General features: G+C 67.9%; 25 protein-coding genes. 11 read left to right on the top strand and 14 right to left on the bottom strand.

Annotated features, from left to right (window positions below; translation table 11 throughout):
- Window positions 1-41 precede the first annotated feature (41 nt).
- Window positions 42-1,712 (bottom strand): M28 family metallopeptidase, encoded by a 1,671-nt coding sequence (locus AC1DXX_RS02645; RefSeq protein ID WP_478132616.1) that lies wholly within the window; start codon window positions 1,710-1,712, stop codon window positions 42-44.
- Between the two features lie 193 nt (window positions 1,713-1,905).
- Between AC1DXX_RS02645 and AC1DXX_RS02640 the strand changes: the two genes are divergently transcribed.
- From AC1DXX_RS02640 to AC1DXX_RS02630, 3 genes are all read left to right on the top strand, one after another.
- The gene (locus AC1DXX_RS02640) at window positions 1,906-2,664 is read left to right on the top strand and encodes a basic amino acid ABC transporter substrate-binding protein (RefSeq protein WP_478132615.1); all 759 of its coding nucleotides are present in this window, start codon (window positions 1,906-1,908) and stop codon (window positions 2,662-2,664) included.
- Between the two features lie 32 nt (window positions 2,665-2,696).
- On the top strand, window positions 2,697-3,467 hold the full coding sequence (locus tag AC1DXX_RS02635; protein WP_478132614.1) for an amino acid ABC transporter permease: 771 nt from the start codon (window positions 2,697-2,699) through the stop codon (window positions 3,465-3,467).
- A 66-nt stretch (window positions 3,468-3,533) separates the two neighbouring features.
- Entirely contained in the window at window positions 3,534-5,159 is a 1,626-nt protein-coding gene (locus tag AC1DXX_RS02630) for an MFS transporter (protein ID WP_478132613.1), read from the top strand.
- Between the two features lie 20 nt (window positions 5,160-5,179).
- Here AC1DXX_RS02630 and AC1DXX_RS02625 read toward each other — a convergent pair whose 3' ends face one another.
- From AC1DXX_RS02625 to AC1DXX_RS02600, 6 genes are read right to left on the bottom strand one after another with little or no spacing between them, the layout of a single operon-like run.
- The gene (locus tag AC1DXX_RS02625; protein WP_478132612.1) at window positions 5,180-5,494 is read right to left on the bottom strand and encodes a cytochrome C oxidase subunit IV family protein; all 315 of its coding nucleotides are present in this window, start codon (window positions 5,492-5,494) and stop codon (window positions 5,180-5,182) included.
- Window positions 5,495-5,502: 8 nt separating this feature from the next.
- The gene (locus AC1DXX_RS02620; RefSeq protein WP_478132611.1) at window positions 5,503-6,204 is read right to left on the bottom strand and encodes a heme-copper oxidase subunit III family protein; all 702 of its coding nucleotides are present in this window, start codon (window positions 6,202-6,204) and stop codon (window positions 5,503-5,505) included.
- 11 nt (window positions 6,205-6,215) lie between these two features.
- A complete protein-coding gene (locus AC1DXX_RS02615) occupies window positions 6,216-6,848 on the bottom strand; it encodes a cytochrome c oxidase subunit 3 family protein (protein ID WP_478132610.1) in 633 nt (210 codons plus the stop codon).
- A complete protein-coding gene (ctaD, locus tag AC1DXX_RS02610; protein ID WP_478132725.1) occupies window positions 6,845-8,611 on the bottom strand; it encodes a cytochrome c oxidase subunit I in 1,767 nt (588 codons plus the stop codon). Before ctaD ends, AC1DXX_RS02615 begins: the two co-directional genes overlap by 4 nt.
- Before the next feature lie 26 nt (window positions 8,612-8,637).
- On the bottom strand, window positions 8,638-9,798 hold the full coding sequence (locus AC1DXX_RS02605) for a cytochrome c oxidase subunit II (protein WP_478132609.1): 1,161 nt from the start codon (window positions 9,796-9,798) through the stop codon (window positions 8,638-8,640).
- A 33-nt stretch (window positions 9,799-9,831) separates the two neighbouring features.
- Entirely contained in the window at window positions 9,832-10,356 is a 525-nt protein-coding gene (locus AC1DXX_RS02600) for a DUF1269 domain-containing protein (RefSeq protein WP_478132608.1), read from the bottom strand.
- A 215-nt stretch (window positions 10,357-10,571) separates the two neighbouring features.
- On the opposite strand from AC1DXX_RS02600, the gene AC1DXX_RS02595 reads away from it, so the two are divergent.
- From AC1DXX_RS02595 to AC1DXX_RS02560, 8 genes are all read left to right on the top strand, one after another.
- A complete protein-coding gene (locus tag AC1DXX_RS02595) occupies window positions 10,572-11,393 on the top strand; it encodes a creatininase family protein (protein WP_478132607.1) in 822 nt (273 codons plus the stop codon).
- Between the two features lie 13 nt (window positions 11,394-11,406).
- Window positions 11,407-12,210 carry an ABC transporter ATP-binding protein gene (locus tag AC1DXX_RS02590; RefSeq protein ID WP_478132606.1) on the top strand — a complete coding sequence of 268 codons (804 nt, stop codon included), beginning with the start codon at window positions 11,407-11,409 and terminating at the stop codon, window positions 12,208-12,210.
- Window positions 12,188-13,063, top strand: coding sequence for an ABC transporter permease (locus AC1DXX_RS02585; RefSeq protein ID WP_478132605.1), 876 nt, complete (start codon window positions 12,188-12,190; stop codon window positions 13,061-13,063). Before AC1DXX_RS02590 ends, AC1DXX_RS02585 begins: the two co-directional genes overlap by 23 nt.
- Before the next feature lie 4 nt (window positions 13,064-13,067).
- A complete protein-coding gene (locus AC1DXX_RS02580) occupies window positions 13,068-14,432 on the top strand; it encodes an FAD-binding oxidoreductase (RefSeq protein WP_478132604.1) in 1,365 nt (454 codons plus the stop codon).
- Window positions 14,433-14,813: 381 nt separating this feature from the next.
- Window positions 14,814-15,842: an ABC transporter substrate-binding protein gene (locus AC1DXX_RS02575; protein ID WP_478132603.1), complete on the top strand. Its 1,029-nt coding sequence runs from the start codon at window positions 14,814-14,816 to the stop codon at window positions 15,840-15,842.
- 144 nt (window positions 15,843-15,986) lie between these two features.
- Window positions 15,987-16,577, top strand: a complete 591-nt coding sequence (locus tag AC1DXX_RS02570) for an NAD(P)H-dependent oxidoreductase (protein WP_478132602.1) — start codon at window positions 15,987-15,989, stop codon at window positions 16,575-16,577.
- A gap of 17 nt (window positions 16,578-16,594) precedes the next feature.
- Entirely contained in the window at window positions 16,595-17,554 is a 960-nt protein-coding gene (locus tag AC1DXX_RS02565; protein ID WP_478132601.1) for a PDR/VanB family oxidoreductase, read from the top strand.
- Entirely contained in the window at window positions 17,551-18,201 is a 651-nt protein-coding gene (locus AC1DXX_RS02560; RefSeq protein WP_478132600.1) for a TetR family transcriptional regulator C-terminal domain-containing protein, read from the top strand. Before AC1DXX_RS02565 ends, AC1DXX_RS02560 begins: the two co-directional genes overlap by 4 nt.
- Here the strand turns inward: AC1DXX_RS02560 and AC1DXX_RS02555 are convergent.
- From AC1DXX_RS02555 to ltnD, 7 genes are all read right to left on the bottom strand, one after another.
- The gene (locus tag AC1DXX_RS02555) at window positions 18,194-18,670 is read right to left on the bottom strand and encodes a RidA family protein (RefSeq protein ID WP_478132599.1); all 477 of its coding nucleotides are present in this window, start codon (window positions 18,668-18,670) and stop codon (window positions 18,194-18,196) included. The genes AC1DXX_RS02560 and AC1DXX_RS02555 overlap by 8 nt on opposite strands.
- A complete protein-coding gene (locus AC1DXX_RS02550; RefSeq protein ID WP_478132598.1) occupies window positions 18,667-19,866 on the bottom strand; it encodes an amidohydrolase family protein in 1,200 nt (399 codons plus the stop codon). The genes AC1DXX_RS02555 and AC1DXX_RS02550 overlap by 4 nt, the downstream gene beginning before the upstream one ends.
- Window positions 19,863-20,681 (bottom strand): 2-oxo-tetronate isomerase, encoded by an 819-nt coding sequence (gene otnI / locus AC1DXX_RS02545; protein WP_478132597.1) that lies wholly within the window; start codon window positions 20,679-20,681, stop codon window positions 19,863-19,865. Before otnI ends, AC1DXX_RS02550 begins: the two co-directional genes overlap by 4 nt.
- Window positions 20,682-20,693: 12 nt before the next feature.
- Entirely contained in the window at window positions 20,694-21,359 is a 666-nt protein-coding gene (locus AC1DXX_RS02540) for a class II aldolase/adducin family protein (protein WP_478132596.1), read from the bottom strand.
- 252 nt (window positions 21,360-21,611) lie between these two features.
- Window positions 21,612-22,883, bottom strand: coding sequence for a 3-oxo-tetronate kinase (gene otnK / locus AC1DXX_RS02535; protein ID WP_478132595.1), 1,272 nt, complete (start codon window positions 22,881-22,883; stop codon window positions 21,612-21,614).
- 3 nt (window positions 22,884-22,886) lie between these two features.
- Window positions 22,887-23,906, bottom strand: a complete 1,020-nt coding sequence (gene denD, locus AC1DXX_RS02530; RefSeq protein ID WP_478132594.1) for a D-erythronate dehydrogenase — start codon at window positions 23,904-23,906, stop codon at window positions 22,887-22,889.
- Window positions 23,907-23,927: 21 nt separating this feature from the next.
- A complete protein-coding gene (gene ltnD / locus AC1DXX_RS02525; protein WP_478132593.1) occupies window positions 23,928-24,854 on the bottom strand; it encodes an L-threonate dehydrogenase in 927 nt (308 codons plus the stop codon).
- Between the last annotated feature and the right edge of the window lie 6 nt (window positions 24,855-24,860).

The following is a 24,860-nucleotide window of genomic DNA, read 5'->3' as shown; positions in this document are numbered from 1 at the left end:
CGAATACCGCAGCGCGCAGCTTGCCCCATGAGTGCCTGCCATCAACGCCGTTCGCCGCGGCTCGCGTCGCGGGTTGCGCGGAACTCCGATGCCTGCCCCCACTCGGGCCAACGCCGGCTGTTGGCCAGCGTCTCGCCCACGCGGTAGAGCAGCGGCAGGTCGTGCGCCATGCCGGTGAAGGACCAAGCGGCGCGCCATTCGTCGGCCGGCTGGTGGTAGCGCTCGGCGGTGTAGGCCTTGCTGGCCGCTTCGCCGGCCGCGAGGCCGCCTTCCACCCAGTCGTTGCCGGAGGCGAAGGACAGCGCCGGCACGCCGCGCTTGGCGAAGGAGAAATGGTCGGAGCGGAAGAAATGGCCGGCCTCGGGGTGCGGGTCCGGCGTGTAGGCCAGGCCGAAGCCCTTGGCCTGTTCGACCAGCAGGTCCTGCAGTTGCGAGGCCGCGCTGCCCGAGGTGCTGAAATTGCGCGCCGGGCCTTCGGGGCTGAGCGCGTCCATGTTGATCACGGCCACGGTCCGTGCCAGCGGGTACAGCGGCTTGGCGCCGTAGTACTCGGAGCCCAGCAGGCCACGCTCCTCGGCCGTCACGGCCAGGAAGACGACGGAGCGCTCGGGCTTCCTGGGCGCGCTCGCGAAGGCACGGCCCATCTCGATCAGCGCGGCCAGGCCGGTGCCGTTGTCGACCGCGCCGTTGTAGATCCTGTCGCCCTTGGCGTCGGGCGCGCCCACGCCCAGGTGGTCCCAGTGGGCGCTGTAGATCACCGTCTCGCCGGGGCGCTTGCGGCCCTCGATGCGGCCCACCACGTTCTTCGAGACGATCACCTGCCGCTCGATCGCGTACGCGGCCGACAGGCTCGCGTCCTTGAGCACCTGGGGCTGGAACTCGCGCGTTTGCGCGAGCTTCTTCTGCGCCTCGAAGTCCAGGCCCGCGCGGCGCAGCAGATCGACCGCCACCTCGCGCTGGATCCAACCCTCCAGCTTCGGATGCACGGCCGCCGGCTGGTCGCGCTCGATGTCAAGCATGGTCGCGGTGTTGGAGTTCTTGACCGTGGCCCAGCCGTAGGCGGCCGGCGCGGTCTCGTGCACGATCAGCACGCCCAGCGCGCCGCGGCGCGCGGCCTCTTCGAACTTGTAGGTCCAGCGGCCGTAGTAGGTCATGGCCTTGCCGCCGAAATCACCGCTGCCGCTTTCGAAGTCGGGGTCGTTGACCAGCACGACGGCGATCTTTCCCTTCAGGTCGATGCCCTTGTAGTCGTCCCAGCGCCGCTCGGGCGCGCTGACGCCGTAGCCCACGAAGACCAGCGGCGCCTGCTGGATCGCGACCGCGGTCGAGCCGTCGAGCGCGGCGCGCACCGCGACCTGCTCGCCCTGCACCAGCGCATCGCGCTGCGACCCCACCTGGAGCGTGAACTGCGGCGTGCCGCGGAACTCGGTCTTCACCAGCGGCACCGACTGCGTCCAGCCGCGCCGGCCGCCTTCGAGGTCGCCGCCGGGCGCGAGGCCCGCGGCCTTGAACTGGGCCACGAGGTAGTCGACCGTCTTCGCCTCCGCCGGCGTGGCCGGCGCGCGGCCTTCGAAGTCGTCGGCGGAGATCGTCTTCACGATCTGCGACAGGCGCTGCGGATCGAAGCGCGGCGCCGGATCATCGGCCGCCAGCGCGCCCGCGGCGCTCCATGCGAGGCCGATGCCACAAAGAAAAGCAAGCCGCTGGGTCATGCGAGGCTCCTGGATGGGGATGCCCGGATGCTAGTCAGCAAGCCACGGCCACCGCTCCATACCCCCGGTCTCTCCCGGAGAACCTTAGTTAGCTCGCCCATCCGGACAAGCGCCTCGGGAGACGCCCGATAGCGCCAGCCTAAAATCCTCGCCCACCACCTGCCGCCTTCCGCGGAAAAAAGAGGACCCTCGAATGAACCCCATCCGCCGCGCCCTGGCCCTCGGCCTTGCCGTCGCCACGCTCGCCTTCGGCGCCCAGGCCCAGAACCGCGAACTCACCGTGGCCTCCAGCGCCACCTACGCGCCCTTCGCCTTCGAGAACAAGGACAAGCAGATCGTCGGCTTCGACATCGACATCATCAACGCCATCGCCAAGCAGCAGGGCCTGAAGATCAAGATCGTCAACACGCCGTTCACCGGCATCTTCGGCGCACTGAACAACGGCGACGTCGACCTCGTGATCTCGGGCGTGACCATCAACGAGAAGCGCAAGCAGAGCTACGACTTCACGCCGCCCTACTTCGCGGCCCGCCAGCTGATCGCGCTGCCGAAGAACAGCACGGTGACATCGCTGAAGGATCTCGCCGGCAAGAAGATCGCCGTGGTGAGCGCCTCCACCGCCGACGACATCGCCTCGCGCGAGTTCGGCAAGACCAATCCCAACATCCGCCGCTTCGAAAGCACGCCGCTCATCATTTCCGAGCTGGCCGGCGGCGGCGTCGATGCCGCCATGGGCGACAACGGCGTGATCGCCTACCGCGTGGCGCAGACCCCCGAGCTGAAGACCCTCGACGACAAGTCCTTTCCCGAGGAAGGCTTCGGCATCGTCGTGAAGAAGGGCGACAAGGCGCTGCTCGACAAGCTCACGGCCGGCCTCGCCGCGGTCCGCGCCGACGGCAGCTACGCGACGATCTACAAGAAGTGGTTCAACAAGGACCCGAACGTCCGATGAGCACGCCCATCTCGAGCGAGAGCGAGCAATAGATGGAACAACCGATCCTGCTGTTCGGATGGTTCCGCTGGGACATCCTGGTCGAATACAAGGACCTGTTCTGGCAAGGCGCCTGGATGACGCTGCGCATGACGGTGGTGTGCGTGCTGCTGGGTTCGACCTGGGGCCTGTGCCTCGCACTCGCGCGGCTGGCGCATCCGCGCCATGCGCCGTGGACCTGGATCGCGCGCTTCTTCCTGCGCTGGCCGGCCACGGTGTACGTGAGCTTCTTCCGGGGCACACCGCTCTTCGTGCAGATCCTCTTGATCCACTTCGCGGTGATGCCGGTGTTCATCCACCCGACGACCGGCTTGATCATCGACGGCGAACTCGCACGCACGCTCAAGCAAGAGCACGGCGCGCTCATCTCGGGCGTGGTGGCGCTCACGCTCAACTCGGCGGCCTACATCTCGGAGGTGTTCCGCGCCGGCATCCAGTCGATCTCGCGCGGGCAGTTCGATGCCGGCCGCTCGATCGGCTTCTCGCCCGCGCAGGTGATGCGCTACGTGGTGCTGCCGCAGGCCTTCCGCCGCATGCTGCCGCCGCTGGGCAACAACGCGATCGCGCTGTTGAAGGACACATCCCTGGTCTCCGCCATCGGCCTGGCCGAACTGGCCTACGCGGCGCGGACCGTGGCCGGCGCCTATGCGCGCTATTGGGAGCCTTACCTTGCGATTTCGGTGGTGTACTGGGTGATGACGCTGGTGCTCACGACGATGCTGCGGAGGCTGGAACACCGGCTCGCGCGCAGCGACAGGGGCTAGGCAAGCCCCCAGGCTTCGCGCACTTGCCATGAGCCTCTGGCATCGCGGACGCCACAATAGCGGCACATGCCACCCATAACGACCGAAGAGACCCCCCTGCCGCCCACGCGGCCGCAACCCTCGAAATTCGCCGCGCTCGAGCCGCTCAGGCTCCCCGTGTTCCGCATGCTGTGGAGCACCTGGCTCGTCGCCAACATCTGCATGTGGATGAACGACGTGGCCGCGGCGTGGATGATGACCTCGCTGACCACCTCGCCGATCTGGGTCGCGCTGGTGCAGTCGGCCTCCACGCTGCCGGTGTTCCTGCTGGGCCTGCCCAGCGGCGCGCTGGCCGACATCCTCGACCGCCGGCGCTGGCTGGTGGCCACGCAGTTCTGGCTGGCCGGCACGGCCATCGTGCTGTGCGCGGCGCTGGCGCTCGACATGATGACCGCGCCGCTCCTGCTGGCGCTCACCTTCGCCAACGGCATCGGCCTCGCGCTGCGCTGGCCGGTGTTCGCGGCCATCGTGCCCGAGCTGGTGCCGCGGCCGCAGCTGCCGGCGGCGCTGGGCCTGAACGGCATCGCGATGAACGCCTCGCGCATCGTCGGCCCGCTCACGGCCGGCATGCTGATCGCGAGCGCCGGAACCATCTGGGTGTTCGCGCTCAACGCGGTGTTGTCGGTGGCCTCGGGCTTCGTGGTGCTGCGCTGGCGGCGCGAGCACACGCCCAACCCGCTGGGCCGCGAGAAGCTCATCAGCGCGATGCGCGTCGGCGTGCAGTTCGTGCGCCAGTCGCAGCGCATGCGCGCGGTGCTCACGCGCATCTCGATCTTCTTCTTCCACTCGACCGCGCTGCTGGCGCTGCTGCCGCTGCTGGCGCGCAACCTCCAGGGCGGCGGCGCGGGCACCTTCACGCTGCTGCTGGCCGCGATGGGCTCGGGCGCGATCATCGCGGTGCTGTTCCTGCCGCGGCTGCGCCAGGCGCTGGGGCGCGACCAGCTGGTGCTGCGCGGCACGCTGCTGCAGTCGGGCGCCACGGCCGTGATGGCCGTGGCGCCCAACGCCTGGGTCGCGGTGCCGGCGATGTTCTTCGGCGGCATGGCCTGGATCACCGTGGCCAATTCGCTCTCGGTGTCGGCCCAGCTCGCGCTGCCCGACTGGGTGCGGGCGCGCGGCATGTCGATGTACCAGATGGCGATCATGGGCGCGAGTGCGATCGGCGCGGCGCTCTGGGGCCAGGTGGCCACGGTCACGGCGCTGAACCTGAGCCTCGGCATCGCCGCCGTCAGCGGCACCCTGCTGATGCTGGTGGCCCTGCGCTGGGTGACCGACGGCGTCGGCGAAGACGACACCCGCCCCGCCGAAGCCGGCTGGGCCGCCGGCCCGCCGGCCGAGGCACCGCAGGAAGACGGCCGCGTGGTGATCACGGTCGAATACCTCATCGAGCCGACGCGCGCCGCGGCCTTCCACCTCGTGATGCAGCAGACGCGCCGCGCGCGCCTGAGCCAGGGTGCCATCGGCTGGGAGCTGCTGCACGACATCGCGCAGCCGAGCCGCTATGTGGAGCAGATCGTCGACGACTCGTGGACCGACCACCTGCGCCGCTTCAACCGCGCCACCGCCAGCGACATGGCGCTGCGGGAACGCCGGCTCGCATTCCACCTCGGCGAAACGCCGCCAGTCGTCACGCGCTACATCGTGCGGCGCTGAGCGGCCCGCAGCGCCTTCCTTCAGTGGAAGAACAGCAGCCGCGTCAGGAAGGTATGGTCGGCCTCCGCCGCCATCAGCCCGACCAGGACCAGCAGGCACAGGGGCGGCAGCAGGATGGCGTAGACCAGCGACAGCCGCTCCCAGGCCATGTGCATGAAGACCGCGACGATCAGCCCCGCCTTCATCAACATGAAGGTGATGATCAGGGCCCAGCGCAGATACCCCTGGAAATGGAAGTAGTCGACCAGGTACGACATCGTGCTGAGCACGAACAGCAGCCCCCAGATCTTGAGATAGAGGCTGATCGGATGTTGTTGGCCTGTGACGGGGTTCATGATCGTCCTCACCAGAGATAGAACAGCGCAAAGATGAACACCCACACCAGGTCCACGAAGTGCCAGTACAGGCCGGCAATCTCGACGATCTGGTAGTTGCCGGCCTTGTCATAGTCGCCGCGCATCAGCTTGAAGGCCACGATGAACAGGAAGACCACGCCGGCCGACACGTGCAGCCCGTGGAAGCCCGTGATCATGAAGAAGGCCGAGCCGAACTGCGCCGCGCCCATCGGATTGCCCCAGGGCCGCACGCCCTCTTCGAGGATCAGCTTGGACCACTCGAAGGCCTGCATGCCGACGAAGAGTTCACCGAAGGTCCCGGTCACGAGCATCAGCGTGGCGGCGTTCACGCGGTCGCGGCGGTAGGCGAAATTGACGGCCATCGCCATCGTGCCGCTGCTGGTGATGAGCACGAAGGTCATGATCGCGATCAGCAGCAACGGTATGTCGGCGCCCCCCACATGGAGCGCGAACACCTCGCTCGGGTTGGGCCACGACACGGTGGTCGAGACGCGCACCGTCATGTAGCCGGTCAGGAAGCAGCTGAAGACGAAGGTGTCGCTGAGCAGGAAGATCCACATCATCGCCTTGCCCCACGAGACGTGGAACGCCTGGCGATCGGAAGACCAGTCGGCAATCAGCCCGCGCCAGCCGCTGGCGGCGAGGGTCGGGTTCAAGGGCGTTGCTGCGATCGCTGTGGTGTCGTTCATGGAATGCCTCCTCAGGATGTGCCGCAGATGAAGCGCGCCACCTCCGGCGTCACCCAGCCCAGCAGCGCGAACAGCACCAGCCACACCGCCAGCATGAAGTGCCAGTAGCGCGCGCACAGCGCGATGCGCCATGCGGCCCTGGCCGGATCGGGCCATGCGGCGCGCGCCGTCCATGCCCACCCGACCAGTCCACCCGCCAGGTGGAGTCCGTGCATGGCGGTCAACAGATAGAAGAAGCTGCCCGCCGGATTGCCGGCCGGCATCACCTGCGCGCTCAGCAGCGCCTGCCAGGCCCACAGCTGCACGCCCAGGAAGCCCACCGCGCAGAGGCCGCCGGCCAGCAGCAGGCGACGGGCCCGCGCCCACATCGGGTCGGGACCGCGCGCCGCGCCACCGGCCCATTGCAGCGCCACGCTGCCCGCCACGAGCAGCGCCGAGCTGAGCCAGAGCTGCCACGGCAGCGCGATCGTCATCGAATCGTCACCGCTCATGCGCATCACGTAGGCCACGATGAAGAGCGAAAACAAGGCGGTGACCACGCCCATGAAGACCCACAGGCCGATGCTGGCCGCGCTCGCGTGCGCATCGCGAGGACGGCCACCGCGATCGGCACCGCGGGCGCTCAATGCAGTGGCTGCGCTCATGCCGGTGCTCCCCGGACCTCGCTCTGCCCCTCCGGCTCGGGCTCCCCGGCCCCGGCTTCCGGCGGCGCGTTCTGCGCGATGAAATCTTCCGCCGCACCCGGCTCCCCATAGGCATAGGCCCACCTGTAGACCACCGGCAGCCGCGGGCCCCAGTTGCCGTGGCCCGGCGGCGTGGCGGGCGTCTGCCATTCGAGCGAGGCGGCACGCCATGGATTGGCAGCGGCCGGCCGGCCGCGCCAGGCGCTCCAGGCGAGGTTGACGATGAACAGCAACTGCCCCACGCCGACGATCAGCGCAACCACGGTGATGAATTCGTTCAGGCTGAACGCCGACGGCGGAATGAACTTGTAGCCGTCGAAGTTGTAGTAGCGCCGCGGCATGCCCAGCACGCCGAGGTAGTGCATCGGGAAGTAGATCGCGTAGGTGCCGAGGAAGGTGATCCAGAAATGCAGCCGGCCGAGCCGGTCGTCGAGCATGCGGCCGGTGACCTTGGGGAACCAGTGGTAGATGCCGCCGAACACCACCAGCAGCGGCGCCACGCCCATCACCATGTGGAAGTGCGCCACCACGAAGTAGGTGCCGGACAGTGGAATGTCCACGCTCACGTTGCCCAGGAACAGCCCGGTCAGCCCGCCGATGAGGAAAGTGCACAGGAAGGCCAGCGCGAACAGCATCGGCACCGTCAGGTGGATGTCGCCGCGCCACAGCGTCAGGATCCAGTTGTAGACCTTGATCGCGGTGGGCACCGCGATGATCAGCGTGGTGGTCGCGAAGAAGAAGCCGAAGTACGGGTTCATGCCGCTCACGAACATGTGGTGCGCCCAGACCACCACGCTGAGCGCGCCGATGGCCACGATGGCCCACACCATCATGCGGTAGCCGAAGATGCACTTGCGCGCGTGCACGCTGATCAGGTCGGACACGATGCCGAAGGCCGGCAGCGCGACGATGTAGACCTCGGGATGGCCGAAGAACCAGAACAGGTGCTGGAACAGCAGCGGGCTGCCGCCCTTGTAGCCGGTCACCTGGCCCATCGACACCAGCGCCGGCATGAAGAAGCTGGTGCCCAGCGTCCGATCGAGCAGCAGCATCACGCCGCTGACGAACAGCGCCGGGAAGCCGAGCAGCGCGAGGATGGTGGCCACGAAGATGCCCCACACCGTGAGCGGCATGCGCAGCAGCGTCATGCCTTCGCAGCGCGCCTGCAGCACGGTGGTCACGTAGTTGAGGCCGCCCATCGTGGTCGCCACGATGAAGATGACCAGCGACACCAGCATCAGCACGATGCCGCCCGCATGGCCCGGCGTGCCGGGCAGGATCGACTGCGGTGGGTACAGCGTCCAGCCTGCGCCGGTGGGGCCGCCCGCGACGAAGAAGCTCGCCATCAGGACCACCACCGACAGCAGGTAGACCCAGAAGCTCAGCATGTTGAGGTAGGGGAACACCATGTCCCGCGCCCCCACCATCAGCGGAATCAGGTAGTTGCCGAAGCCGCCGAGGAACAGCGCCGTGAGCAGGTAGATCACCATGATCATTCCGTGCATGGTCACGAACTGGTAGTAGCGCTCGGCGTTGATGAACTCGAACTGGCCGGGAAAGCCGAGCTGCAGCCGCATCAGGTTGGACAGCACGACGCCCACCACGCCCACCGCGATGGCGGTGCAGGCGTACTGGACGGCGATCACCTTGTGGTCCTGGCTCCAGATGTAGCGGGTCAGGAAACTCTGCGGCGCGGGATGCCCGGCGTCGTCGGCGTGGGACATGGCGTGCCCCGTGGGCGAAGGAGTGTTCATCGTGGAGCCTTCTGTTCGGCGGCAGCCTGCGCCGGCGGGCTGCCCAGACTCTGGATGTAGGCCACCAGCGCGGCCAGTTCTTCATCGCTCAACTCGATCTTGGGCATGACCGGCGGGAAGCCCTTCACGTGGCGGGCCTGCGGATCGCGGATGAAGCTGCGCAGATAGGCTTCGTCGACCAGCGCGGTGGAGCCGTCCGCCATGGTTTCGGTCTTGCCGTGCAGGCCCTTCCAGGTCGGCCCCACGCGCGGGCTGCCGTCGATCGTGTGGCAGGCCACGCAACCCTTGGCGTCCGCCAGCGCGCGGCCCTGTTCGACGCGTGCGCCGCCGCCGGCCGCCACGGCGCCGGCCGGGGGCTCGGGCGCCTTGGCCTGCGACTTGGCGAAGGTCGGCAGCGCCGCGTGCCAGGACTTGTAGTTCGCCGGGTCCTCCACCACCACATAGCCGCGCATGTTGGGATGGCCCACGCCGCACAGCTGCGCGCAAAGCGCTTCGTAGCGGCCCGCGACGGTGGGCGTGAACCAGAAGCGGCTGACCTGCCCCGGCACCGTGTTCATCCGGGCGCGGAAGGGCGGCACGAAGAAGTCGTGCAGCACATCGTTCGAACGCGCCAGCACCAACACCGGCTTGCCGAGCGGCAGATGCACCTCGTCGCCGGCGATCAGGAGGTCGTCCTGCCCGGCCGGGTCGGCGGGGTCGATCCCGAACGGATTGGTGGCGCTCACGAAGCGCGCATCGGTCGCGCCCAGCTTGCCGTCCTCGCCCGGGAAGCGGAAGCGCCATTGCCATTGCTGGCCCAGCACCTCCAGCACGAGGGCGTCGTGGGGCTCCCTGACATAGTTCGCGTACACCACGAGGCCGGGCGCCAGCAGCGCCATGATGCCGACGGTGGTGCCGCCGATCAGCCAGCGCTCGAGCTTCTTGTTCTCGGGCTCATGCGCCGCGCGGTGGCCCTCGCGATGACGGAAGCGCACCAGCATGTAGGCGACGAACAGGTTGATGGCGATGAAGAAGATGCCCGTGATCACCAGCGTGATGCTCAGGGTGTCGTCCATCAGCTGCCAGTTCGAGGCGAGGGGCGTCGTCCACCATGGATTGAAGATGTGAAACAGCACCGAGGCAACCACGATGAGCAACAGGGCGACGGGCATGGTCATGTGCGCTCCCTCGGCTCGGCATCGGCTCGGGTCTCACGCGCTCGAGCGCAACGCCGGGACTTGCGGCTCTTCGCCCTCGAACCGGGCTTCGGGATGCGCGGACCGCAGCAGCGCCTCGATGTCCCGCATGCGCGAACGCGGCAGGTCCACCATCAGCAGGATCCGCCCCTGCGCGATGGCGCCCTCGAAACGTTGCAATCTGGGGCTCGGGATGGAAATGCCGATCATGCTGGCCGACCAGGCGCCGACCACGCCGCCCAGGATGGCCACCAGCACGGCCACTTCCCATTCGGGGTCGTCGCCCATGATCGGAAACATCAGCGCGGCCACCAGGCCCAAGACGATGCCGCAGGCACTGCCGACCACCCACCCGGTCTTGGCTGCGTGGACGAGGTCCGAGGTTTGCCACACGTTCGCCGCATGGAGCCCGGCCATGTCCATGCCTTCCGGTCCGGCGAAATGGATGCGCGCAACGTCGACGCGCGCCCACACCAGATCGTCCATCGCTCGCCTGGCGCTCGCCAGGTCGGGCATCAACCAGTAAATGCGTCTCTTCATAGCATCCCCTTTCCGTCTTGCGACGAGACAAGGACCCCATGAACGACTTATATGCCCAAGGAGAGCCGCCATCAAGTAGGTTACCCAGAGCCCATCGATTGGCCACACGGGAAACCGCACGCAGACACGCCGTACGGGTAATTGCTGAGCCACTTTTTTTGACCGAATGGATGATTTAGATCATCATCCCACCCGTTGTCACGAGGTACGCCACGATGAATCCGCCCACCCTGCGCAGCCGCTTCTGGTCCGACCTGACCAGCGAAGAGTTCTCCCGTCTCGACCGCGAACGGCTCATCGCCGTGCTGCCGGTGGGCGCCACCGAGCAGCACGGCCCCCACCTGCCGATGTCGACCGACACCGCCACCATCGACGGCATGGTGCGCGCCACCCTCCCGCACCTGCCCGACGACCTGCCGGTGCTCTTCCTGCCCACCGTGCCCTACGGCAAGAGCAACGAGCATTCGCGCTACCCGGGCACGCTCACCGTCTCGGCCACCACGCTGATCTCGCTCTGGAAGGACATCGGCGCCTGCGTCGCGAAAGCCGGCGTGCGCAAGCTGGTGCTCTACAACAGCCACGGCGGCCAGATGAGCGTGATGGACATCGTGGCGCGCGACCTGCGCGAGGAACACGACATGATGGTCGTCGCCGCCAACTGGTACACGCTGGGCCTGCCCGAGGGCCTGTTCACCGCGCACGAAGGCAAGCACGGCATCCACGCCGGCGACCTCGAGAGCTCGGTGATGCTGCACCTCACGCCCGACCATGTGCGCAAGGACCAGTTCCAGAACTTCAGCTCGATGACCGAACAGCTCGCCGCGGAGAACAAGTTCCTCTCGATCACTCCCAGCGGCAAGCTCGGCTGGCAGATGCACGACATCAACCCTTCGGGCGCGGCCGGCGATGCCACGCGCGCCACGGCAGAAAAGGGCGCCGCGGTGCTGGACCACGTGGGGCGGCGCTTCGTCGAACTGCTGCATGAGGTGGACCGCTTTCCTCTGTCGCGCCTCGCCAACGTCCCTGCCTGGCGTTAGGCTCGCACCCGCCATGGAAAGCACCACGCCATCCACCACGCCGCCGCTGGTCAGCCTGCGACACGTCAGCAAGCGTTTTGCCAACGGCACGCTCGCGCTGCAGGGCATGACGCTCGACATCGGCGAGCACGACTTCATCAGCTTCCTCGGCCCCTCGGGCTGTGGCAAGAGCACGGCGCTCAGGCTCATCGCCGGGCTCACCCGGCTCAGTTCGGGCGAGATGCACTGGTCCGGCGCCAACACGGGCAAGACACAGAGCGACCGCGACCTGGGCTTCGTGTTCCAGGAGCCCACGCTCATGCCCTGGGCCAAGGTGTTCGACAACGTGTGGCTGCCGCTCAAGCTGGCCGGCCAGAGCCGCGACGCGGCGGCGCCGGTGGTCCGGCAGGTGCTGGAGATGGTCGGCCTTTCGCGCTTCGCCGACGTGTATCCGCGCGAGCTGTCGGGCGGCATGAAGATGCGCGTGTCGATCGCACGCGCGCTGGTCACGCACCCGCGCCTCCTGCTGATGGACGAGCCCTTCGCCGCGCTCGACGAGATGACGCGCATCAAGCTCAACAACGACCTGCTGGCGATCTGGCGCGAGCACCGGTTCTCGGTCGTGTTCGTCACGCACAGCGTCTATGAGTCGGTGTACCTCTCGAACCGCATCGTGGTGATGGCCGCCCGCCCGGGCCGGGTGATCGACGAGATCCGCATCGACGAACCCTATCCGCGCGGCGAGGACTTCCGCACCTCGAGCCGCTACAACGCGCACTGCACGGCGGTGTCCCAATCCCTGCACGGAGCCCTGCATGGCCTCGACATCGATCACTGAGCCCGTCGCCCTGGCGGATGCGGCGCCCTCCGAGGCCACGCTGCGCGCGCACGATGACAGGCTGCGCCGGCGCGAGTCGCTGCTGCGCATCGTCGTGCCCGCCGGCATCGTCATCCTGCTGTTGCTGGTCTGGGAATGGACGGTCCGCGCCAACAACATCCCGCACTACATCCTGCCTGCGCCTTCGCGGATCCTGCGCACGCTGTTCGACAACTGGGACTCGCTCTCCAGCGCGACGTGGTTCACGGTGAAGCTCACGCTGCTCGCGCTCGGCGCGGCCATCGTCGGCGGCGTGCTGCTGGCGATCGCGTTCGCGCTCTTCAAGTGGGTGGAGATCGGCCTGTTCCCGATCGCGGTGATCCTGCAGGTGACGCCGATCATCGCGATCGCGCCGCTGATCCTGATCTATGTGTCGAGCACCACCGCGGCGTTGCTGCTGTGCGCGTGGATCGTGGCCTTCTTCCCGATTTTGTCGAACACCGTCATCGGCCTGAAAAGCGCCGACAGCAATCTGCGCGACCTGTTCCAGCTCTACAAGGCCTCGCCGTGGCAGACCTTCCGCTACCTGCTCGCACCCAGCGCGCTGCCCTATTTCATGGCGGGCCTGAAAATCGCGGGCGGGCTGAGCCTGATCGGCGCGGTGGTGGCCGAGTTCACGGCCGGCACCGCGGGCAAGGAAACGGGACTCGCCTCGCGCATTCTCGAATCGAGCTTCCGCACCGAGATCCCGATGATGTTCGCGGCGCTGCTCCTGGTGTCGTTGCTGGGCATCGTGATCTTCATCGTGTTCGCCGCGTTGTCGCGCCTCGTGCTCGGCCACTGGCACGAAAGCGAGATGCGCCGTGAACGCTAGAGCGATGCACGCCGTCGTCGACTGGGAGGCCGTGCGCAATGACCTGCGCGGCCTCAACCTGATCACCGCGCCGGGCCAGCGCAAGCAGCTGTCGAAGGACTTCTACTGGTACAGCCCCATCCTCACCGCGCAACTCGCGGGCTGCGTGGCCGACCTCGTCGTCAAGGTCAGCACCGAGGACGATGTTCGCCAGGCGGTGGCCGTGGCGGCGAAGTGGAAGCTGCCGCTCACCGTGCGCGCCGGCGGCACCGGCAACTACGGCCAGTGCGTGCCGCTCGAAGGCGGCATCGTGCTCGACGTCACGCAGATGTGCCGCGTGCTCGACATCCAGGACGGCCGCATGCGCGTCGAAGCCGGCGCGCGCATGCACGACATCGACCTGATGGCCCGCGAAACCGGGCAGGCCCTGCGCATGTGGCCCTCGACCTGGCACGTGGCCTCGATCGGCGGTTTCATCGCGGGCGGTTTCGGYGGCATCGGCTCGTTCCGCCACGGCATCCTGCGCGACCCCGGCAACCTGCTGCGCGCGCGCGTGATGACGGTGGAGCGCGAGCCGCGCATCATCGAGTTGCAGGGCGACGAGATCCAGCAGGTGCACCATGCCTATGGCACCAACGGCGTGATCCTCGACGTGGAGGTGGCGCTGAGCCCGGCCGTCGAATGGGTGCACTGCACGGTGCTGTTCGAGACCTACCGCGGCGCGCTCGACTTCGGCATCGCGGCGCAGGCGCCCGCGCTCGACATCTTCCTGCTGTCCACGGTCGAGGCGCGCTTCTCGCCCTACTACACGGCGATGCGCGACCGCTTTCCGATCGACCGGCATGCGGTGTTCACCATGGTCTCGCCCGATTCGATGGCGGACTTTCGTGCGCTCGCCGATGCGCACAGCGGCACGATCTCCGTCGCGGGCACCGAGCCCGAGCTGCTCGCCGACGGCCTGCCGCCCGCCTACGAATGCGCGTTCAACCACACGACGCTGCAGGCGCTGAAGGCCGACCGCGGCTGGACCTACCTGCAGGTGGCCTACGCCCAGCCGTTCGACCCGGCCGTGGTCGAGCGCCATCTCGAAATCTTCGGCGACGACGTGCTGCAGCACCAGGACTTCGCACGCGCCAACGGCGAATGCGGCACCTTCGGCATCCTGCTGGTGCGCTGGAAGGGCGAGGCTCACCAGTACGAAGTGATCCGCGAGATCGAATCGCAGGGCGGCTGCCGGATCTTCAACCCGCACGTCGTCACCATCGAGGACGGCGGCATGAAGACCATCGACACGCAGCAGATCGAGTTCAAGAAACGCAGCGACCCGATGGGTTTGATGAACCCCGGGAAGACGCGCGGCTGGCATGCCGACATGGCCGTCGAGCGCTGAGATGAACCCTTGCTTTTCCTTTGTGTTTGACGTGCGCTGTTCAGGGCGCGCTCACGCCGACGGTGTGCTCTGCTCCGCGAATGTCCCCCGGCGCGGCCTAGGGCCGCATGCCTCCTCCTTTATTTCGCTGCGCAGAGCACACCGCCAGCGTGATCGCTCAGAGCACTGGTTGATCGGCCGCAAACCAGCAGCGTGCCCTCGTGCACAGGGCACCGGGTGCTCCCCGCAGCGAAATAAAGGAGGAGCGAAGCGGGGGACATTCGCGGAGGGGAGTACCCGGTGTCCTGTGCACGCGCCCCGAATGCAGCAAATGCAAGCCCCCGCAACGTCGACTCCGCGACACTCCACTTTCCCGCCCTTAACCTCAAGGAGTTCACTCCCATGCGCATCCCCGCCTTCCACCTCCGTCCGCTGGCCCTCGGCCTGGCGCTGACAGCCGCCGCCTTCGCCGCACAGGCGCAGGAAAAAGTGGTGTTCGCCACCAACTGGAAGGCGCAGGCCGGCCACGGCGGCTTCTACCAGGCGCTGGTGGACGGCACCTACAAGAAATACGGCCTCGACGTCGACATCCAGCAGGGCGGCCCGATGGTCAACAACCGGCCGATGCTGCCGGCCGGCAAGGTCGACTTCCTGATGACCGGCAACCTGCTGCAGTCCTTCGATAACGTGAAGAACGGCGTACCCACGGTGGTGGTCGCAGCCTTCTTCCAGAAAGACCCGCAAGCCATGTTCGCCCACCCGGGCCAGGGCTTCGACACCTTCAAGGACATGGCCAAGGCCCCCGTGGCCTTCATCGGCAAGGACGGTCAGTTCAGCTTCTGGCAGTGGATGAAGTCGGAGCACGGCTTCAAGGACTCGCAGCTCAAGCCCTACACCTTCAACGTGGGCCCCTTCCTGGCCGACAAGAAATCGATCCAGCAGGGCTACGCGATTTCGGAGCCGCTCTCGATCAAGGCACAGGCCGGCTTCGACCCCGTGGTGCAGCTCTTGGCCGACAACGGCTTCTCGACCTACTCGACCACCATCGAGACGCGCGCCGACCTGATCAAGAACAAGCCCGAGACGGTGCGCAAGTTCGTCGAGGCCTCGATCGTCGGCTGGAACAACTACCTCTACGGCGACAACAAGGCGGCCAACGAGATGATCGCCAAGATCAACCCCGACTCGCCCGTGGCCGCGTCGCAGGGCTCCATCGAGCTGATGAAGAAGATGGGCATCGTCGACAGCGGCGAATCGCTCGCCAAAGGCATCGGCGCCATGGACGAAGCCCGCGTGAAGGACTTCTACGACAAGATGGTCAAGGCCGGCCTCTACAAGACGGGCGAGGTCGATCTCTCGAAGGTCGTGACCACGCAGTTCGTCAACAAGGGCGTCGGTGTCGATGTCCGCAAGAAGCTCACCGGCAAGTAAGCCGCTGCCAAAGTTTTTCCCGCGGGCCGCGCGGGGCTTGCGCCGGGGTCAGATGCCGGCGCCTGGGTTGCCATAAGGCACGCGCGGCCTTTGTTCCCTTGGGCTCTGACCCCGTCTCGCCGACAGGCGAACCGGCCCTCAACCATGAAAACGCTCGTCGTCCATTGCCATCCGAACCCTGACAGCTTCAACCACGCGCTCTACCGCACGGCCCTCGAGGCCCTCGAACCCCGGCATCCCGTCCGGGCCATCGACCTGTATGCCGAGGGCTTCGACCCGACGCTGACCCGCGAAGAGCGCATCGCCTACCTCGACAACCCCGAACTGATCCGCGAACGCGTGAAACCGCACGTCGAAGCGCTGTTGTGGGCCGAGCACCTGGTGTTCGTCTACCCCACCTGGTTCCATGGGCCGCCGTCCATGCTCAAGGGCTGGCTCGAACGGGTGTGGCTGCCGGGCGTGGCCTTCCTTCCGGCGGAGCGCAAGGGGCAGCTCGCAAAGTCGGGCATGCGGCACATCCGGCGGCTGACGGTGGTGACCACGGGCGGATCGCCCCGATGGTTCGTGATGATGATCGGCGACCCGGGCCGGCGGCTGTTCACGCGGGCGCTGCGCGCGCTGTTCGCGTGGCGCTGCAAGGTGACCTGGCTGCAGCTGCACGACATGAATGCCGTCACCGAACGCGACCGCACCCATTTCATCGAACGCGTTGCGCGCAAGCTGCAAGACATCTAGCAGGGAGACAACACACCATGAGCCTCGAACGCACGCTGACCGTCCGCGTCGAACGCATCTCGCGGCAGACGCCGGAAATCCTGGCCTTCGAGCTGAGCCACCCGTGGGGCCGGCCGCTGCCCGGCTACGAGGCGGGCGCACACATCGATGTGCACATGCCCGGCGGCTTCTCGCGCCAGTACTCGCTGGCACGGGCGCCGTCGGATGTTGCGTCCTATGTGATCGGCGTGAAGCGCGAGGCCGACAGCCGCGGCGGCTCGGCCTCGATGCACGAGCGCGTGCGCGAGGGTGACCTGCTGGCGATCAGCGCGCCGCGCAACACCTTCCCGCTGCGCGAAGAGGCAAGACACCACCTGCTGATGGCCGGCGGCATCGGCATGACGCCGCTGCTGGCGATGGCGCAGGCGCTCGCGGCGCGCGGCGCGGACTTCACGCTCTGCGTGTTCGCGCGCAGCGAGGAGCACCTGGCCTTTGCCGACGCGCTGCGCGCCCCCACGCTCGCGCCGCACCTGCGCCTGCACCTCGACCAGGGCGATGCCTCCCAGCGCATCGACCTGCACGCGCTGCTGGCCGAGCGCGCGCCGAACACGCACCTCTACGTCTGCGGCCCCGGTGGCTTCATGAAGGCGGTGCGCGACGCCGCCGCGCATTGGCCCGAAGACACGCTGCACGCCGAATACTTTGCCGCGCCGACCGACGCCCGCACGACCACCGGCCTGCCCTTCACCCTGAAGCTCGCGCAGCGCGGCATCACGGTGCCGGTGGCGGCCGACCAGACCGCCGTCGATGCGCTGCATGAATTCGGCATCGACATTCCGGTGTCGTGCCAACAGGGCCTGTGCGGCACCTGCGTGGTCGAGGGCGACGGCGAAGGCGCGGAGCACCGTGACTTCTGCCTCACCGGAACCGAGCGGCGCACGAGGGTGGCCCTGTGCTGCTCGCGCGCCAAGGGCCTGGAACTGGTGCTTCAGCTGTGAGCGTCGAAGAAAGCGACAGCGAGGCGCCCGCCACGCGCGGCCGTTCGCGCAAGTACACACAGGTGCTGGGCGTCATCTACCAGGCGGCCATCGAGGTGTTCGCGAGCGAGGGGCTGGCCGGCGCATCGACCCAGGCCATCGCCGACAAGGCCGGGCTCTCGAAGGCGCAGCTGCATTACTACATCGACAGCAAGGAAGCGCTCTACCGGCAGGTGCTGCAGGACATCCTGAACGACTGGATCGTGGTGTTCGGCTTCAGCGACGAGGCCTTCGGTCCCCGCAAGGTGCTGAGCGACCTGATCCACCGCAAGATGGTGTTCTCGTTCCAGCATCCGCTGCGCTCGCGCATCTTCACCGCGGAAATGATGCGCGGCGCCCCGGTGCTCAACACCATGATGGACACGAGCAAGGCGCGCACCGACCAGGCCGCCGCGGTGATCCAGAACTGGATGAACCAGGGCCTGATGGACAAGGCCGACCCGATGCTGGTGCTGTTCCACATCTGGGCGGTGACGCAGTTCTATGCCGACCACGCCACGCGGGCCGCCTATTTCCGCAACGTGGCGCAGGACGGCGACGACAAGGACCGGCGCTACCTGATCGAGCAGGTGACCGAATTCCTGCTCAAGGGCGCGGGGGTCAAGTAGTGCGCTGAGGGAGGTACATGGTGGCTTCCACTTCCACCAACACCTCGTCCCCCGGCAGGAAGCGCGACACCTCCACCACCGTGCTGACCGGCGGCTCGCCCGGATAGAAGATGCCGCGCACACGGTTGTAGAAGGCGTAGTGCGGCAGGTGGCGGAAGTACTGCACCAGCTTCACCACATCGTCCATCGTGCCGCCATGCTCGGCGGCGATCTGGCGGATGCGTTCGAGCACGAACCAGCTCTGCGCGACGATGGCGGCTTCGAACACATCGACCGACATCTGGCCGGTGGCATAGCCCACGCCCTGCAGGGCCGTACGGGCTTCCTCGGGAATGTCGTCGTAGCCGGCCACCGCGCGGCGCTTGGCCGGATCGACCGCCACCACGCCGCTCATGAAGACGAAATCGCCCACGCGCCTGGCGGCGGCGTAGTTGGCCATTGGCTTGCCCATGCTCGTCGTGCTTTTCATTGTGTTTTCTCCAGAATTCGGCCGGCACGGATCACGGTGCGTTGACGCCCGCGCGGGCCGACGAGCTCATGCTCGCCGGTGGCAGCGAGCAGCACCAGGTCCGCGGGGCAGCCCGGCGCGATGCGGCCGTCCCACGCGAGCCCCAGCGCCCTCGCGGGACTGACGGTGATCGCATCGAACCACCCGCCCGCGGGCGCCAGGTGCGCCATCTGCACGCCGAGGCCGAAGGTCTCCAGAAGGTCGTAGCTGCCGTAGGGATAGAAGGCGTCCTGCACATTGTCCGTTGCCAGGCTCACACGCAAGCCCCGTGCCGCCGCTTCGTGGATGCGCGTGATGCCGCGCGGCACCGGCGTGCGGTCCCAGGCGCCCTGCAGGTAGAGGTTGGTGGTCGGCAACGCGACGATATGGATGCCGGCCCCGGCGCAGAGCGCCAGCGTTTCGTTGGCGACGGCATCCTCCTGCACCGCGAGCGAACAGCAATGGCCGCAGACCACGCCATTCCGGAAGTCGCGCGCACGCGCCAGCTGGGCGATGCTGCGAAGGCCGCTGGCTTCGGCATCGAGCCCCTCGTCGACGTGGAAGTCGAGGCCAAGACCGTGCTGCTGCGCGAGATCGAACACGCGGCCCAACTTGTGGACGATGCCTTCGTTGCGATAAACGAACGCACCGAGCACGCCGCCCGCCCGCCGCACATCTCGCGCGATGCGCTCGCCGGCCGCGAGGTCGGCGAACACGTCGAGCGGCGTGAGCGAGACGAACTGCAGCTCGACGCGGCCACGCCACGCGTCGCGCAGCGCCTCGAACACGGCCAGCGCGGCCGGCGGCTCGGGCTGCCCCCAATCGAGGTGCGTGCGCAACGCGCGCGTGCCCGACTGCCAGGCGTCGTGCAACGCGCGTTCCATGCGCAGGCGCAGCGTCTCGCCGGTCCAACCGGCGCGGTGCTTCTCCATGCGCTCGATGGCCGCGAACAGGTTGCCCTGCACCGCGCCCACGTCCTGCACGGTGTAGTTCTTGTCGATGTGCGCATGCGCATCGACCAGCGTGCTCAACAGGGTGCCGCGCGCTTCTTGCGCCTGCGATGCGCTCGGCACGATGGCCTCGACCCTGTCGCCGGCCAGCGTGACGTCGAAGACCTGCGCATCGTCCGCCGCGAAGCCGCGCAGCGACAACGGAATGCGCAGCGCCTCGAGTTTCATGCGCGCTGCCGCAATGCGCGCAGCCAGCCCAGGCCGGCCGAGGTGCCGCCGGGTTCCGAACCGCGCTTCGGCCGGTACTCGCAGCCGACCCAGCCCTGCCAACCGCATTGCTTCGAGACCTCGTCGATCACGTCGAACAGGTAGGGGTAGTTCTGCTCGCCGATGTCGGGCTCGTGGCGCTCGGGCACGCCCGCGATCTGGAGGTGGCCGACGCGGCCGGTCGGCAGGTACTTGCGGATCTTCATCGCCACGTCGCCCTCGACGATCTGGCAGTGGTACAGGTCCATCTGCACCTTGAGGTTGGGCGCGCCGACGGTCTCGACGATCTCGTGCGCATGGTCCTGGCGGTTGAGGAAGAAGCCGGGGATGTCGCGCGTGTTGATCGGCTCGATCAGCACGTCGCGGCCCGCCTTGGCGGCCTCGGCCGCAGCCCAGCGCAGGTTGTCGATGTACACCGGCTGCACCGCGTCGCGCGCAAGGCCTTCGGGCACGAGGCCGGCCATGACGTGGATGCGCGGGCAGTCGAGCGCCACGGCGTAGTCGATGGCCTTGGCGAGGCCTTCGCGAAACTCGGCATCGCGGCCGGGCAGGCACGCGAGACCGCGCTCGCCGCCGTCCCAGTTGCCGGGCGGGCCGTTGAAGAGCACCTGCTGCAGGCCGTTGTGCTTCAGCCGCGCGACGATCTCGTCCTTCGCGAAGGCGTAGGGAAACAGGTATTCGACGGCTTTGAAGCCGTCTTTCGCGGCGGCGTCGAAGCGGTCGAGGAAATCGAGCTCCGGATAGAGCATCGAGAGGTTGGCGGCAAATTGGGGCATGGTCTGTTTTTACTACCAGCGCGCACCGAATGTGGTGCGCAGTTCATCGATCTGTTGGGCATCCAGGGGCGCGGGCCTTGCGGCGCCGGCGAGCATCTGGAGCCTGGCGGTTTCTTCGAGTTCCTCGAGCACGGCCATGGCGGCGGCCGGCGTTGCGTGCCAGACGTTGGGGCCGAGGCGTTCGAGCATCACGGCGCGGATGGGCGTGCCTGCGGCGCCGAAGCGCTCGATGGCCTGCGCAACCAGCTCTGCAGCTTCCGGCGCGCCGGGGCGGTGGTACGGAATGAGCGGCACATGGCCGACCTTCATCACGAAGTAGGGCGTGAGCGCGGGCAGCAGTTCATCACCGGATGCGTTCAGCGTGAGCGCGACGCAATGCGTGCTGTGCGTGTGGATCACGCAGGCCGTGTCTGCGTCGAAACGGCGTGCGGCCGCATAGATGCGCGTGTGCAGCGCGATGGTCTTGCTGGCGCGGTCGCCGCCGGTCTGCTTGCCATCCGCATCGAGCCGCGCGAGCCGCGCCGGATCGAGAAAGCCGAGGCAGGCATCGGTCGGCGTGATCAGGAAGCCGTCGTCCAGCCGCACGCTGATGTTGCCGGCGGTGGCGTGCACGTAGCCGCGCTCGAAGAGGCTGCGGCCTACTCGGCAGATTTCTTCGCGGGCTTCGGTTTCATTCATGTCAGTTTTTCACCGCTTGCGTTCGGGCGCTGATGTTCGGGCGCTGGTGTTCGGGGTGCGTGCACAGGACACCGGGTGCTCCCCTCCGCGAATGTCCCCCGCTTCGCTCCTCCTTTATTTCGCTGCGGGGAGCACCCGGTGCCCTGTGCACGAGGGCACGCTGCTGGTTTGCAGCCGATCGACCAGTGCTCTGAACGATCACACCGGCGGCGTGATCGCGCCCCGAAAGTGCGTGAACGCTGGGGGTGGATGTCATACGAGGACTGTAAAGGCCTTGGTGAAGAAATCGTCCCCACCGAAGTTGCCGGACTTGAGCGCGATGTGCACGCCAGCGCCCTGCGCGGCTTCGGCGCGCGCATGGCACCACGGCACGCCGGGGTCGATCTGCGGGCCGATCTGCATCTGTGCGATGCCGAGCGCCTGCACACAGGCGCCCGAGGTTTCGCCGCCTGCCACCACGAGCTGGCGCACGCCCCGGTCGACCAGCCCGCGCGCGATGGCGGCGATGGTGCGCTCGACCATCGCGCCGGCTTCCTCGACACCGAGCTTGCCCTGCACCGACTTGACGGCACCGGCTTCGGCAGTGGAATAGACCAGCACCGGTTGCTTGCCGATCAGCGGCGCGGCCCAGGCCAACGCCTCGGCTGCGACATCGACACCCGCCGCAATGCGCAGCGGGTCGACCGCCAGCGCCGCGCCGCCGCGCTGGATGAAATCCAGCACCTGCCGGTTGGTGGCGAGCGAGCAGCTGCCCGAGACCACGGCCCGCAGTCCGCCGGCCGCGGGCAACGCGCTGGCCTGCGACGAGGGCGAGAGCCCGAAGTTGGCCGGCAGCCCGATGGCCACTCCCGAGCCCGCGGTGACCAGCGGCATCTTCGCGAGCGCCGGCCCGAGGCGCAGCAGGTCGTCGTTCGACACCGCATCGACGATGGCGATCGAGACGCCCTCGCCCTTCAACTGCGCGATGCGCTCCGTGATGGCCGCATCCCCGCGCGCCACCACCGTGTGATCGATCAACCCCACCTTGCGCATGCACTGCGCCTGCAGCACCCGCACGAGGTTCGGATCGGTCATCGGCGTGAGCGGATGGTTCTGCATGCCGCTCTCGTTGAGCAGCACATCGCCCGCGAACAGGTAGCCCTTGAACACGGTGCGCTTGTTGTCGGGGAAGGCGGGCGTCGCGATGGTGAAGTCGCACTTCAGCGCGTCCATCAGCGCCTCGGTGACGGGGCCGATGTTGCCCTGCGGCGTGCTGTCGAAGGTGGAGCAGTACTTGAAGTAGATCTGCTGCGCGCCCTGCGCCTGCAGCCAGCGCAGCGCATCGAGCGATTGCGCGATGGCCTCGGCCGGCGCGACGGTGCGCGACTTGAGTGCGACCACTACGGCATCGACATCGGCATCGAGCGGCGTGGCCGGTACGCCAATGGCCTGCACCACGCGCATGCCGGCGCGTACGAGGTTGTTGGCGAGGTCCGTCGCGCCGGTGAAATCGTCTGCGATGCAGCCGAGCACTAACTTGGCCATGGCTCAGTCCTTCACGATGACAGGCAGCTTCACCGCCTGCGGGTTCTCGCGCACGTAGTCGCGCAGGATGGTGTCGAAGCTCGCGTCGGCCTTCAGGCCCAACGCCTCGGCACGCGCGGCGCGGATGCGGCTGGGCCAGCTGGTCACGATCTTCGCGACCTGCGCGTCGGGCGTCCAGTCGATCAGACCCGTGGCGTCCTTGCCCGCGATGCGTTCGAGCGCATCGGCCATCTCACGCACGGTGGTGGTCAGCGCGGGCAGGTTGATGGCGGTGCGCGCACCCCATTCGGCGGCGCTCGCAGTGGCTGCACGGACGATGCCCGCAACGGTGTTGCCGGGCGATGCCAGCGCAACCGGGGTGTCGGGCGCCACCGGGCAGCGCGCGCGCTCACCGGCCAGCGGCTCGCGCAGCATGCCGCTCAGGAAGCTGGAGGCCGCGCCGTTGGGCCGGCCCGGCCGCACCGAGACCGTCATGAGCCGCACGTTGCGGCCCTGCACGAAGCCCTTGCGCGTGAAGTCGGCCACCAGCTGCTCGCCGATGAACTTCTGGATGCCGTAGCTGTTCTGCGGCGTCGGCAGCGTGGTGTCCTCGATCACCGCGGGCAGGCGCTGCTCGGGCGAATCGCCGAAGACCGCGACCGAGCTGGAGAACACGAACACCGGCGCATGGCCGGCGCGGCGGCAGGCATCGAGCAGGGCGCGCGTGGTGTCGAGGTTGCTGCGCATGCCGAGGTCGAAGTCGGCCTCGCATTCGCCGCTCACGGCCGCGGCGAGGTGAAACACGGCATCGGTGTCGGCCAGCGGCAGCGCGCCGTTGCCGGCCTGTTCGTACAGGTCGCCCTGCACGAACTGCACGCGGGCATCGGCCTGCAGGTCGGCGGGCGGCGGCACGCGGTCGGCCAGCGTGATGCGCGAGACTTCCCTGGCCTGGCCGCCGGCCAGTGCCAGCGGGCCGCCTGCGAGCAGCGTGCGCGCGAGCCGCGCGCCGAGAAAGCCGCAGCCGCCGGTGATGAGGATGTTCATGGCGTTTTTTGTCTTCTTTCTTCAGGCTTCTTTGTTCGGGGCCGGCAGATCGATGCCGGGGAATATCTTGATGACCGCACTGTCGTCCTCCCGCGCAAAACCTGCCGTGGAGGCCTGCATGAACATCTGGTGCGCAGTGGACGACAGCGGCAGCGGAAACTTGCTCGCGCGCGCCACGTCGAGCACCAGCCCCAGGTCCTTCACGAAGATGTCGACGGCGGAGAGCGGCGTGTAGTCGCCGGCCAGCACATGGGCCATGCGGTTCTCGAACATCCAGCTGTTGCCAGCGCTGTGGGTGATGACCTCGTAGAGCGCGGCCGGGTCCACGCCTTCGCGCAGGCCCAGCGCCATCGCCTCGGCGGCCGCGGCGATGTGCACGCCGGCCAGCAACTGGTTGATGACCTTGACCTTGCTGCCCGCACCGGCCGAGTCGCCGAGGCGGTAGACCTTGGCGGCCATCGCGTCGAGCACCGCGCCGGCCTTGGCGTAGGCGGCGGGGGTGCCGGCGGTCATCATCGTCATCTGGCCGCTCGCGGCCTTCGCGGCGCCACCGGAGATCGGCGCATCGAGGTACAGGATGCCCTGCGCGGCCAGGCGCGCCTCGAGCGCGACCGACCAGTTCGGGTCGACGGTGGAGCACATCACGAACAGGCTGCCGGGCTTCATCGACGCCGCGCAGCCGGGCACGGTGCCGTCGCCGAACAGCACCGACTCGGTCTGCGCCGCATTGACGACGACGCTGACCACGATGTCGCACTGCGCGCCGAGCGCGGCCAGCGTGTCGCAGGCGGTGCCGCCGTCGCGCGCGAAGGCCTGGGCCACTTCGGGCCGCACGTCGAACACGTGCGGCGCGTGGCCTGCGCGGCGCAGCGATTGCGCCATGCCGCTGCCCATGGCGCCGAGGCCCACGAGGCCGACGATGGGGGTGTTGCTTGGGGTGTCTGTCATGGTGTC

The sequence above is a fragment of the Variovorax sp. P4_B10 genome, assembly GCF_056402375.1.
This window is presented reverse-complemented; position numbering and strand designations above follow the sequence as displayed.